Annotated in this window: 11 protein-coding genes; 7 read left to right on the top strand and 4 right to left on the bottom strand. The window is 33.6% G+C overall.

The genetic code is table 11. The features are described 5' to 3' along the window. Position 1: 1 nt before the first annotated feature. On the bottom strand, positions 2-637 hold the full coding sequence (gene rsmG / locus HQN85_RS06040) for a 16S rRNA (guanine(527)-N(7))-methyltransferase RsmG (RefSeq protein ID WP_173269991.1): 636 nt from the start codon (positions 635-637) through the stop codon (positions 2-4). A gap of 34 nt (positions 638-671) precedes the next feature. Beyond that, complete coding sequence (locus HQN85_RS06045; protein ID WP_173269994.1) at positions 672-1,793, bottom strand: glycosyltransferase; 1,122 nt, start codon at positions 1,791-1,793, stop codon at positions 672-674. Positions 1,794-1,984: 191 nt separating this feature from the next. On the opposite strand from HQN85_RS06045, the gene tgt reads away from it, so the two are divergent. The 5 genes from tgt to HQN85_RS06070 all read left to right on the top strand — a co-directional run bounded on the left by tgt (position 1,985) and on the right by HQN85_RS06070 (position 8,922). After that, positions 1,985-3,115 (top strand): tRNA guanosine(34) transglycosylase Tgt, encoded by a 1,131-nt coding sequence (tgt, locus tag HQN85_RS06050; RefSeq protein ID WP_173269997.1) that lies wholly within the window; start codon positions 1,985-1,987, stop codon positions 3,113-3,115. Continuing rightward, positions 3,116-4,219 carry an LptF/LptG family permease gene (locus tag HQN85_RS06055; protein WP_173269999.1) on the top strand — a complete coding sequence of 368 codons (1,104 nt, stop codon included), beginning with the start codon at positions 3,116-3,118 and terminating at the stop codon, positions 4,217-4,219. Continuing rightward, positions 4,219-5,112: a DMT family transporter gene (locus HQN85_RS06060; RefSeq protein WP_173270002.1), complete on the top strand. Its 894-nt coding sequence runs from the start codon at positions 4,219-4,221 to the stop codon at positions 5,110-5,112. Before HQN85_RS06055 ends, HQN85_RS06060 begins: the two co-directional genes overlap by 1 nt. 683 nt (positions 5,113-5,795) lie before the next feature. Beyond that, positions 5,796-8,603 (top strand): TolB family protein, encoded by a 2,808-nt coding sequence (locus HQN85_RS06065; protein ID WP_173270005.1) that lies wholly within the window; start codon positions 5,796-5,798, stop codon positions 8,601-8,603. 37 nt (positions 8,604-8,640) lie between these two features. Beyond that, complete coding sequence (locus HQN85_RS06070) at positions 8,641-8,922, top strand: lipopolysaccharide assembly protein LapA domain-containing protein (RefSeq protein WP_173270007.1); 282 nt, start codon at positions 8,641-8,643, stop codon at positions 8,920-8,922. 225 nt (positions 8,923-9,147) lie between these two features. On the opposite strand, the gene HQN85_RS06075 is transcribed toward HQN85_RS06070, so the two are convergent. Then, positions 9,148-11,547: an outer membrane beta-barrel family protein gene (locus tag HQN85_RS06075; RefSeq protein WP_173270010.1), complete on the bottom strand. Its 2,400-nt coding sequence runs from the start codon at positions 11,545-11,547 to the stop codon at positions 9,148-9,150. Between the two features lie 133 nt (positions 11,548-11,680). Here HQN85_RS06075 and HQN85_RS06080 point away from each other — a divergent pair, with 133 nt between their 5' ends. Together HQN85_RS06080 and HQN85_RS06085 are read left to right on the top strand one after the other, a co-directional pair. Continuing rightward, a complete protein-coding gene (locus HQN85_RS06080) occupies positions 11,681-12,094 on the top strand; it encodes an EamA family transporter (RefSeq protein ID WP_173270013.1) in 414 nt (137 codons plus the stop codon). Between the two features lie 69 nt (positions 12,095-12,163). Further along, entirely contained in the window at positions 12,164-13,168 is a 1,005-nt protein-coding gene (locus HQN85_RS06085; protein ID WP_173270016.1) for a YncE family protein, read from the top strand. 307 nt (positions 13,169-13,475) lie between these two features. Here the strand turns inward: HQN85_RS06085 and HQN85_RS06090 are convergent, their stop codons facing one another. Beyond that, positions 13,476-16,499: an efflux RND transporter permease subunit gene (locus HQN85_RS06090; protein WP_173270018.1), complete on the bottom strand. Its 3,024-nt coding sequence runs from the start codon at positions 16,497-16,499 to the stop codon at positions 13,476-13,478.

A 16,499-nucleotide genomic window follows, 5' to 3' on the forward strand; every position in this document is an offset into this window, starting at 1 on the left:
TTTACTGCGGTATATAAACCACGTATTTAGTATCAAAAAATTCTTCCTCAAAATAAGCTGAAAGCGGATGTAATTCTGCTTTCAGCTTACTTTCCTTAATCTCTTCCGTTAAGTCACCACCTTTTAAATATAGAATACCATTTTGAATGGCATTTTTATTCTCCTTGGCAAACTTTCCACGTATCCATGGGTAAAAGTCTATTAGACGAGTAACTGCTCTAGAAACTACAAAATTATATTTATCAGTTACTTGTTCTGCTCTTAAATGACTTGCCTTCACATTTTTTAAACCTAAAGCTGCTGCAACTTCTGTAACTACTTTAATCTTTTTTCCAATAGAATCTACTAAATGAAAATCAGTTTCTGGAAATAATATTGCCAAAGGAATACCTGGAAAACCACCACCAGTACCTACATCTAGTATTTTTTCGCCCGCCTTAAAACTGCAAAATTTAGCGATACCTAAAGAATGTAAAATGTGACGTTCATATAATTCATCGATATCTTTTCTCGAAATAACATTGATTTGTGCATTCCAAAAACTGTACAACTCATACAATTGCTCAAACTGAGCAGTTTGCTGTGCTGTTAAATTCTTAAAATATTTTAAAATGATATCAGGCTTAACTTCAGACATGATGAACTAATAAACTATTGAACAAATGAACCAATTACTTCCACTGTACTTTTTTAACAAATATAGACACAATGGCATTAAACACTAAAAAAACAAATAAAATGATATCTAATAATGGAAACCACCAACTTAATTCTCCGTAATTTAAACGTTTTAATAAGCGTGGATAAATAAAACTTCTAATTAAAATACTAAGTGCTAATACACCTAATGAAATGTAAAGTGTTTCAGGAAAGCAACATAAAGCAATTACCAACCCATAAAACGAAAATTGAATTGCAATTTGCATAGACAGAATAAATTGGTGTTTCGATTTATACAATTTACCTGCACCAAAATGTCTTTTCTTTTGTCTTAAATAATCAATAAACGAAGTTTTAGGCTCGCTCCAAACTTGAGTATCTTTATGAATTCGAATTGCTGTATTATTCCTATTTGCGTTAGCATTAACAAAAAGATCATCATCACCAGATGGAATATGCATATGAGCTGCAAAACCTTTACTTTTAAAGAAAAGTGATTTTTTATAGGCCATATTTCGCCCTACGCCCATATAGGGCATTCCTTTTAGCACAAAAGACAAATAATTTACTGCTGTAAAAAATGTCTCAAAACGAATTAAGCGGTTTAGTAATCCTCTTTTTTTAAAATATGGTGAATAACCCAATACAATTTCTGTATTCTGATCCTGAGGTTGTTGCATTCCTCTTAACCAATTTGGTGAGGCTGGCTCACAATCTGCATCAGTAAAAACTAACCATTCGTAACTTGCAGCTTTAATTCCCATAGTTACTGCAAACTTTTTGCCCGCAATAAACTTTTCTCCATCAGCAACCGAAACCACTTTTAGCTTTTCATATTTCTTTGCAAACTCTTTTAAAATATCTGCTGTACCATCCCAAGAACGGTCATTAACAGCAATTACCTCAAAATTTGGATAATCTTGTTGAAGAATAATCGGTAAATATTTTTGCAAATTTTCTGCTTCGTTACGAGCGCAAATAATTACACTAATAGGATTTCTAGCATCTTCTGAAACAGGTTTAATCTTAACTAATGCTAATTTTAAATGAACAAACAAGCTAAAGTAAAGCTGAATAAGAAAGCAAAAAGCTAAAGCCCCAATTAGGCTAATCTCTAATAAATTTAATTCCACAGTATATTTTTGAAAGCTAGCAAATCTCTCATTTTTAATCTGTAATGTGGCTTTATGTTGATAATTTTTTGTAGTTCTTAGTTCTTTGTGTATTATTCAACTTCATCTTTGCAATAAACAACAAGAAACGAGAAACTAATAACGATTATTCTTGCTATTTTTGACAGATTTTTGAAGAGGATATACACAATATGAAATTTACTTTACAGGCTAACGACCCGTCATCAAAAGCCAGAGCGGGAACAGTTACAACTGCCCATGGCGATATTAAAACACCAATTTTTATGCCTGTTGGTACTGCCGGAACAGTAAAAGCAGTACATCAAAGAGAACTAAAAGAAGACATTAAAGCACAGATAATTTTAGGAAATACCTATCATTTATACCTTAGACCAGGTTTAGATATTATTGAACCTGCTGGTGGTTTGCATAAATTTATTGGATGGGATAAGCCAATTCTAACAGATAGTGGAGGTTATCAAGTCTATTCTTTAAGCAAAGTTCGTAAGATTAAAGAAGAGGGCGTTACTTTTCGATCTCACATAGATGGGTCAAAACATTTGTTTACACCAGAATATGCGATGGATATTCAGCGTACCATTGGCGCAGATATCATCATGGCTTTTGATGAATGTACTCCTTATCCTTGCGATTACAAGTACGCAGCTAATTCCATTAACATGACTCACAGATGGTTAAAGCGTTGTTGCCATCGTTTTGATACAACAGAACCTAAATATGGTTTTGACCAAACGCTTTTTCCAATTGTACAAGGCTCAGTTTATAAAGATTTACGTGTAAAATCTGCCGAATTTATAGCCTCAATGGATAGAGAAGGTAACGCCATTGGTGGTTTATCTGTTGGAGAACCTGCTGAAGAAATGTACGGAATGACGGAAGTTGTTTGTGATATTTTACCTACAGATAAGCCTAGGTATTTAATGGGAGTTGGTACGCCGATCAATATTTTAGAAAATATTGCATTAGGAGTAGACATGTTTGATTGTGTAATGCCAACAAGAAATGCCAGAAATGGGATGTTATTTACACGCAATGGTATTATTAACATCAGCAATAAAAAATGGGAAAATGACTTCTCTCCTATAGATGCAGATAGCGATTTATACGCAGATCAAGTATATTCTAAAGCATATTTAAGACATTTAATGCATTCTAAAGAGATATTAGGTGCGCAAATTGCTACACTTCATAATTTGCATTTTTACTTATGGTTAGTGAATGAAGCTCGAGAAAAAATCATTTCGGGAGAGTTTTACGCTTGGAAGAACAAAATGGTGACTATATTAGGTAATAAATTGTAAATGAAATACATCAGGCAGCGTTTAAAAATTATTGATGGATTTATTATAGGCAAATACCTAGGCACGTTTGTGTATACCTTGGTTTTGTTCGTAATTATCATCGTGATCTTTGATCTTTCTGAAAAATTAGATGATTTTTTGGAAAAGGACATGACCATTTGGCAAACCATCACCGATTATTATGCTGGTTCTATTCCATTTTATGTAAACATGCTATCGCCGTTGATTAATTTTATTGCGGTTATATTTTTCACGGCTAAAATGGCCGATCAAACTGAAATTGTGCCAATTTTAAGTGGCGGAGTAAGTTTTAACCGTTTTTTAAGACCTTATTTCATCTCTGCATTTATCATTTTCTCGGTTAATTTATTATCGAATTTATATATCCTTCCTTATACCAATAGGATTAAAAATAAATTTGAGAACGAGGTTATTGACAAAGATAAAGCCTATACAAAAACGAATATTCACATGAAAATTGATAGTAATACCTATATCTATCTCGAAAATTTCGACAATAGAACTAATATAGGTTATCGTTTTTCGCTTGATAAATTTAAAGGTGATATTCTTAAGAAAAAGCTGATTGCTGATCAAATTTCTTACGATTCCGTTAAAAAAGTTTGGAAGTTAACCAACTATACCGTTAGAAATGTAGATGGCATGAAAGAATCTATGATTTACGGATCTGCTTTACAAAAAGATACTGTACTTGATATGAAACCAGATGATTTCTCTGTTTATCAGAACGTTTTTGAGAGTATGAGCGGAAAAGAATTATCCGACAAGATTAAAAAAGAAAGAACAAGAGGCTCAGGAATAATGAGCGATTTGCTTTTTGAACAATACAAACGCTGGTTCCAACCGCTATCTGCTTTTATATTAACATTAATTGGTGTAGCGTTGTCCTCTCGAAAAGTACGTGGTGGCGTTGGTTTGCCACTCGGAATAGGCATTATTTTAAGTTTCGCCTATATTGTTTTTAATCAATTTGCAAAAATGTTTTCTACTAAAGGTGGCCTATCTCCCTTATTAGCGGTATTACTGCCAACACTATTCTTTGGGATTTTAGGCTTGTATCTACTTAGAAGAGCTCCAAAATAATGAACTCCGATCTTAAAGCACACGAAAACAGAAACCTCCTCATCTTACATATTACCGTCTTTATTTGGGGATTTACAGGCATTTTAGGAGCCTTAATTTCAATTGACGCGGTTCAATTAGTTTGGTATCGTGTTTTAATTGCTAGCATAAGCTTATTTGCCTATTTTACGCTTACTAAAACCAGTATTAAAATAAGTAGAAAACAATTTCTACAATTCTTTTTTACAGGAAGCATTGTCGCCATGCATTGGATTTTCTTTTTTCACTCTATTAAAGTGGCTAATGTATCTGTAAGTTTAATTTGTTTATCTTCAGTAACCTTATTTATAGCCATTTTAGAGCCAATTCTGAAAAAACAGAACATTTCTAAAGGAGATATCTTTATTGGCTTATTAATTATTCTAGGCATTTATTTGATTTTTAAATTTGAAACCAAATACACCACAGGAATAATCTTTGGGCTTTGCTCTGCGGTTGCAGCAAGTTTTTTTTCGACTATAAATTCAACATTGGTTCAAAAAACTGGCCCTAGTATAATAGGATTTTACGAAATGACAGGAGCCTTCTTCTGGATAACCATCTATCGTTTATTTGATAAAAGTTTATATACTGAAAGTTTCAATTTAAGTGGAATTGATTGGTTTTATCTTCTTCTTTTAGGTACAATATGTACCGCTTTAGCATACGTAGCGGGTGTAGGAGTTATGCGCACATTATCTGCCTTTAGAGTTGCCTTAATTACCAATTTAGAACCTGTTTATGGCATTGTTTTGGCCTTCATTTTATTTGGAAGTAAAGAACATATGACATCGGGTTTTTATTTAGGTTCACTGTTAATTTTAGCCGCGGTGTTCCTGTATCCAATTTATAAAAAACGTAAAAATAAGAGTTAATAGCGCTCTATTTTTAGTAGCCTTAATCCGATTATTTCTTGCCAAGTGATGATTAATTGTTGATGTAAGTTGGATTTTTTATGCACTAATTTTTAAGTATTCAGCAACATTTTTTGGCTTTCATTTTTAACGGAATTAGGAGCAAAAATCAAGCTAATTGGCGCCCCCACTCTAGGGTAGGGGATATGTTTTTCCATACTTAAAAACAAAGCCCAAAATAGCCCTTTTTATGGTGTAATTTCACCTAGCAAAACTGGTAAATAAATAGCCTATTTCCGCACCTAAATCGCCCCTAAATTTTGACAAAAAGAAGGTGTAAAAAAGCTAGTAAAAACCCTTATTTATTCGATTTATTTTCCTCAAAAATTGGGCTTATTTGCCATACGGTTAATTACCAAAATGTATACTTTTTAAAAAATTATAAGAAAATTTTTGCTTTAAAATCAACATAAATAGTGTATCTTAACACCAACAAATTAAAAGGATAATCATAATTCGATAAAACCCTATTTAACGCTCTTAAACACCTAAATCTTGTATAAAGATCAGCTATTTCAACTAAATAAATAAAATATATAATTTATTAAGAATCAATATTTTAAATAAATTAATATAAATTAAAAAATAATGTGAAAGCAGTTCAAAAAAGACCAAAAAACTAATATCCTTAGCAAGCCATCTAAATGAATATAAATAAATCAAATATAAAATTGAAAATCAGCATTTTACATACAATTATATTAACTTTTATTTCAGTTAGTGTTTTTGGGCAAATTTTTGACAGCGAACAGAACCCACTTAGTGTAAAATGGAGGCAAATTCACAGCAACGGCTTTACACTCGTCTACCCCACCGAGTTAGAAAAAGAAGCACAAAGAATGGTAAATACGATTGGTCATATTTACCCGTATGTTGGACAAACTTTAATTCGCCAAAAAACGAGCATTCCAATTGTGTTTCAAAACCGCGGAACAATAGCAAATGGCTTTGTTCAATTGGCTCCAAAAAAGGTGCAATTTTACACCACTCCTCCGCAGCAATTTGACAGTCAAGATTGGTTAAATAATTTAGCAGTTCATGAGCTTAGGCATGTGGCACAGTTCGATAAAATGACCGGTGGAAAAGCTCATCCATTTCCAGAAGAAATTTATTTTGCATACATGGGCTTAAGTATCCCGACTTGGTTTTTTGAAGGTGATGCTGTGAACTCCGAAACTTCCTTAACAAATGTTGGTCGTGGCAGACAACCTTCATGGATTATGCCTTTCCGAACTTCGTTATTGAGTGAAAAAAAATTCTCCTATTCAAAAGCTTATTTTGGATCGGATAAAGATCAAACACCAGGATATTATCAATTAGGATACTTGATGGTCGCGAACCTTAAAAAAGAATTTGGGGAAAGCATACAAGACAGTTTACTCACCGCAATTCATGATAGTCCATTGAGGCTGTATCCTTTTTCTCAGAGCTTAAAAAAATTTACAGGTAACAGTACCAAGAAATATTATTTAAAAATGGTTGCTCAATTGGAAAATGAATGGGCAAAACAAGATAAATTAAACAAAAGCGAAAGTTATAAAAGCTTAAATCGCCCTGCGAAATATGCCAGTAATTATTTTTTGCCGACTGAATTAGCGAACAAACATATACTCGCTTTAAAGCAAACTAAAGCAGAAACCGCAACTTTTGTAAGTATTGATGAGCGCAAAAATGAAAAAGAGTTATTTAAAATCGGTTATCAGGAACAACCTTGGTTTAGTTATGGGAATGGAAAATTGATTTGGGACGAGATAAGATTTGACCCGCGTTACAGGCAAAGAAGTTATAGTGTAATTTGCATTTACGATTTCGAAAAACAAACCAAGCGTCAATTAACATTTAAAACTAGGCTCTTTTCTCCTACCATTTCTGGCGATGGGAAAAAGATTGTTGCTGTACAGATCGATTTAAGCAATCGTTGCAATTTGGTGGAACTAGATCCACAAACTGGAAAAATTAATAAGACGTATCCAAATCCTGAAAATTTTATTTTACAAACTCCAGCATTAAATATAGATGGCTCTCAACTTTGTTGGATTAGTGTTAATGAAAAAGGAAAATCCCTTTGGTTACAAGATAAAACTGGAAATATAACCCAATTAATAAGCGAAACAACACAGCAACTAAGCAGACCAACATTTATTGGTGATGAAATTGCATTTAACGCTCACATAAGCGGAATTGACAACATTTACAACATAAACCCTAGTACCAAAAAAATAACGGCGCTAACAGCCGCAAAATACGGCGCTTTTAATCCCAGCTTGACTACTGATTGCCAATCAATCATTTTTAATAATTACAAAGTGATGGGTTATGAAATTTCAAAAACACCTATTTCACCAAAGGAAACTCAAGAAAATCACTTTGTGTATTTTGGCGCAGCAGCTGATAAACAAGAAAACAACAACATTTTCAAAAATATTCCAGATAGCATTTACCAATCTAAGCCTTACCAACCTTTAGCGCATCTTTTTAATTTTCATAGTGTAAGTCCAACAATAGATGAAGATGACAGACTAGGTTTATATTTAAAATCTAACGATTTATTAAACATTTTAGATTTTTCGGCAGGGATTGATTACTATAGCGACTTGAGAAAAATAGCTTATAGTGCTGGTTTTAGCTTTAAGGGCTTATATCCTATTTTAAACGCAAAGTTTACCAACAGACCTCGAACTGGGTTTTATAGACTAGGGAATGCCGTAAATCAAGCGAATTGGCGAGAAAATCATCTTGAGCTAAAAGCAAGTGTTCCACTGAATTTTAGCGCATACCAACATAACTACAGTTTTTTAGCAGAGCTAGGAACAAGTTACACGCAAAGAAATTTTGCCCCAAAAGAAGCTATGTTGTTTAACAAAACCATCAAATTCCCACTAAATTATAAATTCGGTTTTAGTCACAGTACACGAACTACCGAGAGAGATATCGCTCCTAAATGGGCACAAATTGTTAATTTAAGTTATTTTAACCAACCTTTCGATAAACGCTTAACGGGCGATTTATTCGCTGTTGAAAGTGCTTTCTATTTCCCTGGACTGGCTAAAAACCATTCTTTGATGGCAAGTTTCAATTATCAAGAAAGCAGTGGCGCTTTAAAATTTAATACTGAAATTAATACGGTATATGGCTATGGACAAATTAATGCTAAAAGTGAGTTAAAAAATACCTTATTGCTTAATTACCGTTTCCCAATTGCTTTTCCAGATGCAGAAATTGGTTCTTTAGCCTACATTAGAAATTTAAGAGGTGGAGTATTTAGTCACTATGAAAACATTGGTTTAGAAACAAATTTAACACAACCTAAAACTTTTGGCGTAGAATTGCGTAGTAGTATAAACCTATTGCGTTATCAGCCGATAGTAGATTTGGGCGCAAGGGTTGTATTTGTTAATAAAATTTACAATCAAAACCCTATCTTAGAATTACTATTTAATTACAGTTTTTAATCGCTACTTCTCCTAAAGGGAATTTATTTAAAATAAAATGAAAGCTAAAACTATTTTCATCATTCTTATTACTGCACTTTTAACCATTTTCTTGATGATTAATAGCGAGGCAGTTGAATTCGATTTTATTATTGGACAGCCTGTTGCTGTTTCGAAGTTAATTGTAATTGGAATTTGTGTTTTAATTGGTTTTATTTTGGGTTTTATAGCTGGCAGACCACGAAAAACAGTGAGTAGTTACGACCAGGAGATTGAAAACCATCAGGCTAATGAGAACAAATCTACATTGAGCGATGAGGATAGGGATTATATAAGTTAGTTGGAAATTAGCAGCTTCCATCTAAATTTAACAGCTCAACATTAGCTAAAACTAAATGAATTGTAAACTAAAAAGCAAACCTAAAAATCAGCTTAAAATATTAACTTTTGTTAAGGTCTTGTTCGGGAAAAAGGATGTTTTACCGAAGGACTCTCGAACAAGACCTTAACAAATACACAACAAACTACCTTTTTGGTTTGCAATCACAGTGGCAACCCCAATTCTCTATAAGGAGTTATCAAAAGTTAGCTCTTTCTTTTTCTTCACTACACCAAAATTATAGCTGATACCTAAATATCCAATTCGTGAATTGCTTTTAGTAATCACATGTTGGGTTAACAACGGACTGCTTAATTCTGCTTCTTGTCTTTGCGTCTTAAACACATCAGACATTGTGAAATACAAAGAACCTTTCTTTTGAAGAATATCTTTTCTTAACCCAAAATTAAAAACAAAACTTGGCAGGTATTTTCCTTGTGGAGTTAAGCGAGCTGACCTATAATTTGAATTTACTTGAATTGTGGCACTTTTACTGATGCTATAGCTCGAATTAAAATTAGCGCTCCATGTAAATGTGTTCTTTTTTGCGCTATACCCTAAGTTAGATGCATCAATTTGGTTATAAAATGCATTGGGGGTAAGGTTAATAAACAATTTATCATTAATATTAGCCGAGAACACCACATCGGCACCAATAGCTTTGTCGTTTGCTAAATTTTGTTGTGTAGTAATTAACGTTGTGCTATTTAACGGAGCTGTAATAGAAGTAAAGCCATTGTATTTATATCGATAATAAATACCTGGTAAAATTGTAAAATCATTGTTTTTCCATTGATAACCTAATTCTACCGAATGAATAATTTCTGGCAAAAGATGCGGATTACCCACACGAATATTAGTTGGATCTGCATATTCTGCAAACGGATTTAAATCATCTCCTTCTGGTCTATGAACCCTCCTACTATAATTTAACTGCAATTCTCTACTATCTGATAGATTATACGTTAAATGCAGCGTTGGATAAACTTTAAAATAATGATTAGGAATGGTTACAGTAGTGGTAATAAGATGAGAGTTTATATCAGAAAATTCGCCTCGTAAGCCTAACATTGCACCAAATTTTTTCCAAGATTGTTCTATAGTGCCATAAAAAGCATGAATATTTTCGTTGTAAATAAAACGATTGGTTTTTAGCGCATCTGCGATGAATTTTTGTTGTGAATAATTATAGGCTTCTCCATAAAAATCTAAATCTTGCCGATTGTATTGGCCATCGTAACCTAATTCCAATTTAGTATTTTCTGCTATTGGATTTTCATAGCTAACGGTAAGCTGTTTGTTATCTTGGGTTTGTTTAATTAGTGTATTATCCAATTGATTTGCACCAGCAGGCACTCTATATGCATTTACGTAATGATTATCTTCTACCTCTGGAGAGTGGGAAGCATTAAGCTCTAATCGTATTTTATGCTCTTCTTTTTTAAAATTATGCTCAAAGAAGAATGTTCCATCAACTTCTCTTTCATATTCATAATTCGTTCTCGTTCTATCATAATCAGAAATTAAACCCGAGTTATTACTTACATTTTTTAGAGTAAAATCATGTTTATGCATGGTACGCAGGTAATAATTTCCAGAAATCCCTATGCTGTTATTACTATCAATTGCATAATCCATTCCAAGTGTGGCGGTATTCGAAAATGGGCGTGTTTTGGCACTAATATTATCTTTATAATAGTTAGATGTATTAGTTGCTGGATCAGTTTGTGTTCTATTATTTGTAGTTAAACGTAAGCGATCATCTTGTTTAATACTATAACTTCCAAATAGATTTACCTTGCCTGGATGATAATTGGCATTCACACTTGCGTTGTATCTTTCCTGATTACCAACATTTGCTGTTACGCCACCATTCAATCCTCTTTTTGTATTCTTTTTAAGTACGATATTAATTATACCTCCAGTGCCATCTGGTTTGTATTTTGCTGATGGATTTGTAATTACCTCAATTCTGGCAATACTATTTGCAGGCAATTGTTGTAAAGCTGCAGCTGCATTTTTCCCCATAATAGGCGAAACCTTACCATTAATTAAGATAGTAGCTGAAGAGTTTCTTAAACTTACATTACCATCAATATCAACCTGCACTAAGGGCACATTTTGCAATACTTCACTAGCCGAACCAGATTTTGCCATGATATCTTGATCAACGTTATAAATTTTGCGATCGATAGAATTACTATAAAGTTGTTTCTTAGATGTAACTACAACCTCATTTAGGCTTTTTGTCCCTCCATCTAGGCTGATATCGTGATTTAGCTTTCTTTGATTATCACCAAGAGTTAAATTGGCAGTTTTATAATTTTTAAAACCAATATAGCTTGCAATTAGATAATAAGTGCCATCTGCTACTGTAGTAAATTTATATATTCCTTTTGCATTGGTTACTTCTTGTTTTAAAACGCCATCACTCCCAGCCTTCATTAATACCACCGTTACAAATTCTAAGGGTTGTCCTGTTGATATTTCTACAATTTTACCTGAAATAGAGCCATTATTTTGTGCATATAAAATAAATGGAGAAGCGATTACGAGAACCAAACTAAAGATTAACTTTTTGTACATATATATAATTTTGCCACATAATTAGCCTTAAATTCTGTATGAATTTTGTAGTAACTATTTTAGTACTAAAGTTGATAATTAGTAAATAGAATACTTTAAAATTTGGTATCTTGAACTAGATTTATAAAAAACAATGTGGAAATTATATGCCGTGCTTTCTGCAGTTTTTGCTGCTGCAACCGCCATTTTAGCTAAGATTGGTATTAAAGGAATTAATGGAAATGTTGCTACTGCTATTCGTACGATTGTAATTCTTTTTATTGCGTGGGGAATTGTTTTGGCCAGTGGCGAAATACGCGAACTAAAATCAATTACTAAAAACAATCTAATTTTTTTGGCTTTATCTGGCATTGCCACAGGGTTATCGTGGATATTTTATTTTAAAGCGCTAGAAACTGGAAATGTATCTAAAGTTGCCCCAATAGATAAATTAAGTGTGGCAATTGCTTTAGGGCTTGCGTTTTTAATTTTAAAAGAACCTATTGATGCTAAAACATTAATAGGTGCTGGCTTAGTAGTAGCTGGTAGTATTATTATCATTTTATAAACTAATGATTTAGAACAAACTACAGAATTACTACAGAGTGTTTGATTTTATTTATAAAAAGATAAATTCATGAAAAATACGCTTTTTACAATCGCTTTTTTAACTGGTTTAAGCGCTACTAGTTTTGCTCAACAAAAAACAGGTTTTCATCTAATACAAACCCATAAAATACAAAGTGACGGTGGTTGGGATTATCTTTCTGTAGATCAGAAAAACAATAACTTATACATTTCACATGGTAATCAAGTTAATATCATCAATAAAAACACTGGTGATTCTACTGGTGTAATTCATAATACGTCAGGCGTACATGGAATTGCTATTGCTAGTTCTTTTGAAAAAGGATATACCACTAATGGAAGAACTGGAACTTGTACAGTTTTTGACTTAAGTACTTCATCAGTAATTGGTCAAATTACTGTAGGTCTAAATCCAGATGCTACTTTTTTTGATGACTTTTCTAAAAAGGTTATCGTTTTTAACGGTAAGAGTATGGATGCGAGTATTATTGATCCACAAACAGATAAAGTGCTTGCAACAATCCCATTAGGTGGAAAACCAGAAGCTGGTGTATCTGATGGTAAAGGAAAAATATATGTAAATATTGAAGATACTGGAGAAATTGTGTGTTTTGACGCCACAACTTTTAAGATTTTGTCGAGGTATAAATTGAATGGTGGTGAAGAGCCGAGTGGTTTAGCTATTGATAGAGCATCTTCAAGATTATTCACAGTTTGCGCAAATAGAGTAATGCTTATTTTAGATGCTAAAACAGGTAGACAAATTACAAGTCTTCCTATTGGAGACGGTTGCGACGGAGTAGTATTTGATCCTATTTTAAAAACTGCATATAGTTCTAATGGCGAAGGAACAATCACAGCCATTAAAGAGGTTACTGCAGAAAAATTTGTGGTTCAAGAAACTATTGTGACTAAAAGTGGTGCTAGAACAATTGCTTTAGATGCGGTTACTCATCATCTTTTTTTACCTACGGCAGATTTTGAAAAGGCTACAGGAACAGGTCGTCCAAAAAGAATTTCAGGAAGTTTCCAAATATTGGAAATAGGAAAATAAGGTTTAGGTTTTACAATAATAACCACATAGCAACATAGGAATACTACAAACACTATGTTGCTACATGGTTTAATTTCCTCCTATCATTTAAAAAAAAATATCCTTAAGGAGAATGGTTCTTCATTCTTCCTCGCAAAGGCGGTAAAAAAGCTCGTCATTGCGAGGAACGAAGCAATCTTAAAGCGGATGATAATGTATAATCAAAGTGCAGTTGATAGTACAGACTTAGCAGTTGGCTATACAAAGATTTTAACCCTAAGAAGATTGCCGCAGTCGGTGAAGAACCTCCTTCGCAAGGACGTGATTTTTATGAGTGGTAAAACTTGCGGATTAGGCTTGGAAGTACAATCAGTAGTAATGGCAAGGCGATTATAAAACCTCCTATTACTGCAATTGCTAATGGTTGATGTAATTGTGCTCCTGCGCCAATACCTAGTGCTAGTGGCATTAATGCTATAATTGCGCCTAAGGCTGTCATTAGTTTTGGCCTTAAACGAGTAGAAATGGCAAAGGTAATGGCATCATCTACACTTTTCTCGTGTAGCGATTCTTTAAATTGTAAGTATGTAAAAATTGCGTTTTCCCCAATAATTCCTACAATCATTATTAAACCTGTATAACTACCTACATTAAGTGGTGTGTGTGTGATAAACAATGCTAAATAACTTCCAGATATTCCAAGTACTGCTATTAAAAGGATTAGAAATGCGATTTTGAAATCTTTAAATAAGAATAAGATCACACTAAAAACGAGTAAGCTAGAGGCGATTAAAATGGTTAACAATTCTGAAAAAGATTGTTGTTGTTCTTTGTAAGCGCCACCATACTCGATATGATAACCTGAAGGCAGGTTAACTTTACTACTTACTGCAGCCTGAATATCTTTCATTGCACTACCTAAATCTCTATTATCTAGCCTTGCTGTAACTACACCAATTGATTGTAGGTTTTCTCGTTCTACTTCGGCACTGCCCGATTTTATTTCGACTTTTGCTAAATTTTGAATTGGAATTGCCGTTCCTTCTGGTAAGAATATTTTAAGGTTGCTTACATCGGCTACACCAAAACTTTTACTATTTGGATACACCATACGAATGGGCGAAAGTTGTTGCTTATCATATAAATCGCCAATTAGGTTGCCCTGCATTGCTGTTTGCACTTGCATTTGGAAACTTGCAGGTGTTATTCCGTATTGTGCAAGTAGGTTAAAATTTGGTAAAATATTTATAGTCGGACCAGAAAGTATAATGCCATCAAATACATCGGCTGTGCCGCTAACATGTGTAACCATGTTGGCAACTTTTTTAGAGAGTTCTTGCAATTTTTCTTGTTCGTTACCGAATATCTTTACTTCTATGGGTTGTGTAGAACTCATTAAATCGCCTAACATATCGCCAATAACTTGACCAAAATCTACTATTAGTACAGGCTGAGTGCTTTCTATATGACTTCGTATTTCTGCAATAACATCATCTGTGCTTTTATCTCTATTATGTTTTAATTGAATTAAATAATCGCCAGTATTTGGTTCGGTGATAAAGAAACCCATTTGCGTTCCTGTTCTTCGGGAATAGGCTTCTACTTCGGGTATTTTAACCAATTCTTTTTCTACCTCTCTCAGTATTCTGTCGGTTTCTGCTAATGAAGTTCCTGGTGGCGTAGCATAGTCTAATACAATACTACCTTCGTCCATTTCGGGTAAAAAGCCTGTTTCTAACCTCGGAAATACCAATACAATTGAGATTACAAGCAGTACAATAAATATAAAACTGATATAGCTGCGTTGAATAAAATAGCCTACCCATTTTTGTGTTTTAACTTCGTGTGTTTTTGATTTTACATTTGAAGCGTTTTGTTTTGAGTTTTTAGTGAGTAATAAATAAATTACTGGTAAAACCATCCAAGTAACAAAGAATGAGCAAACCAAGGTAATAATCATTGTGTTCGTCATTACCTGAAAATAAGAACCAGCAACGCCTGTCATTAATACAAATGGAATAAAAATAACAATGGTACTAATTGATGAGCCCAGCATGGCAGGGAAAAGGTAACTTACTGCTTTACTTAATAGATTTACAGTAGGCTCTTCTGGGTGCTCTTCATGCGTTCTGTGAATTTGCTCTACCACTACAATTGCATCGTCTATAATTAATCCAATTGCAGCAGCAATTGCTCCCAAAGTCATAATATTTAAAGAATAACCAATAAAATATAAAGCAATTACGGTTAAACACAGGGTGATTGGAATAGTGATGAGTATGGTTGCACTTGCTTTTATTGATCTTAAGAAAATAATGGCCACAATGATGGCTAGTGCTAGTCCAATCCACAAACTATCCCTAACGCTTTTAACAGATTCATTTACAAAATCTGCTTGTACATAATATGGTTTAATGCTAACTCCGGCAGGTAAAATACTTTTTAGCTTACCAACCTTAAGCGACATTTCTTTAGAAAGGTCTACTAAATTGGCGTTAGGTTGTTTAATTACGGCTATTAAAATTCCATCTTTTCCGTTGGCGTTAATTCTGGTGTACTCTACGCTTTCTTGTATTTTTACGTTCGCTATGTCTTTAACTTTTACAATTCTATTTCCTCTTCTCGTTAACACCAGTTCTTCTAAATCTGTTTTGGTTTTAACTGTTGCGTCTGTTACCGATAAGTACAAATAATTAAATTCGGACACATAGCCGTTGGATTTTATAAAATTGGTTTGACTTAAGGTAGTGCTAATTTGCTCTGGAGAAATGCCCAATACCTGCATTTTTTGAGGATTGAGTTCTACCCGATATTCTTTGGTTTTGCCTCCTATCACTCTAATTTCAGAAACACCATCTACCTGAGATAAAAAAGGTTTAACGGTAAAGTCTGCTATTTTTTTTAATTCGACAGGAGATTTAGTATGGCTTTCTAAACTGTACCCACTTACTGGTAAAATTGAGGGGTTCATTTTCTCGACAGAAATATTTACTCCGGCAGGTAATGAAGCTGTAATTTTTGCGATTTGCGCTTCAATTCTTTGCTGACTTAAATCGATATCGGCACCTGGGTTCATGTAAGCAGAAAGCTCGCAACTTCCCCTACTCGTTGTACTTCTTACCAATTGCAGATCTGGCACTTGTTTTACCGCATTCTCTAATGGACGAGTAACTGTGAGCACCATTTTATCTACTGGTTGCAACTCTGCCTCGGCAATAATTTTTATTTTAGGGAAAGTGATTTCGGGAAATAGCGATGTTTTTAATTGCTCGAAAGAATATACGCCGCCAAGTAAAATGATAACAATTACAGCGAGGATAGGATTTTTATGGGAAATGAAAAAGTCTTTCAT

The sequence above is a fragment of the Pedobacter boryungensis genome, assembly GCF_013204825.1.
GTDB classification, from domain to species: domain Bacteria; phylum Bacteroidota; class Bacteroidia; order Sphingobacteriales; family Sphingobacteriaceae; genus Pedobacter; species Pedobacter boryungensis.

Excerpts from the sequence above, each read along its gene's own strand:
- rsmG (WP_173269991.1), bottom strand. The coding sequence starts at position 637 with ATGTCTGAAGTTAAGCCTGATATCATTTTAAAATATTTTAAGAATTTA.
- tgt (WP_173269997.1), top strand. The coding sequence starts at position 1,985 with ATGAAATTTACTTTACAGGCTAACGACCCGTCATCAAAAGCCAGAGCG.
- HQN85_RS06055 (WP_173269999.1), top strand. The coding sequence starts at position 3,116 with ATGAAATACATCAGGCAGCGTTTAAAAATTATTGATGGATTTATTATA.
- HQN85_RS06060 (WP_173270002.1), top strand. The coding sequence starts at position 4,219 with ATGAACTCCGATCTTAAAGCACACGAAAACAGAAACCTCCTCATCTTA.
- HQN85_RS06065 (WP_173270005.1), top strand. The coding sequence starts at position 5,796 with ATGAATATAAATAAATCAAATATAAAATTGAAAATCAGCATTTTACAT.
- HQN85_RS06070 (WP_173270007.1), top strand. The coding sequence starts at position 8,641 with ATGAAAGCTAAAACTATTTTCATCATTCTTATTACTGCACTTTTAACC.
- HQN85_RS06075 (WP_173270010.1), bottom strand. The coding sequence starts at position 11,547 with ATGTACAAAAAGTTAATCTTTAGTTTGGTTCTCGTAATCGCTTCTCCA.
- HQN85_RS06080 (WP_173270013.1), top strand. The coding sequence starts at position 11,681 with ATGTGGAAATTATATGCCGTGCTTTCTGCAGTTTTTGCTGCTGCAACC.
- HQN85_RS06085 (WP_173270016.1), top strand. The coding sequence starts at position 12,164 with ATGAAAAATACGCTTTTTACAATCGCTTTTTTAACTGGTTTAAGCGCT.
- HQN85_RS06090 (WP_173270018.1), bottom strand. The coding sequence starts at position 16,499 with ATGAAAGACTTTTTCATTTCCCATAAAAATCCTATCCTCGCTGTAATT.